Source organism: Bacillus sp. GbtcB10 (genome assembly GCF_019091365.1).
GTDB lineage: Bacteria > Bacillota > Bacilli > Bacillales > Bacillaceae > Bacillus > Bacillus altitudinis.
The window spans coordinates 1-237 of the sequence record NZ_JAGXJP010000387.1 but is presented as its reverse complement, the minus strand read 5'-3'; the positions used below and the strand labels follow the sequence as shown (position 1 = coordinate 237).

Genomic DNA, 237 nt, shown 5'->3' with positions numbered 1-237 from the left:
AAAGGCGATACGGAAAGACCGTTAAATAACAGAGAACATTCGTATATACACATAGAAAAGCAAGGCCCATTTCTGTTCGTAAATAGATACAACGTTGCTGTTTTTTTGCCAGTCTATATCTCATATTTAGATAGATCGGGACGAGCAGAAGAAAATATGCCATTGAAAACATAGCACTGGATGGCATACAAATAGCTGCCCCTTTCTCACGTCATGCTTGACCATATTACAGGTTAT

At 38.4% G+C, this 237-nt stretch carries 1 pseudogene; it reads right to left on the bottom strand.

The features are described from left to right. Positions 1-187, bottom strand: a pseudogene (locus KVT11_RS20595) (VanZ family protein); the annotation flags it as partial. Between the last annotated feature and the right edge of the window lie 50 nt (positions 188-237).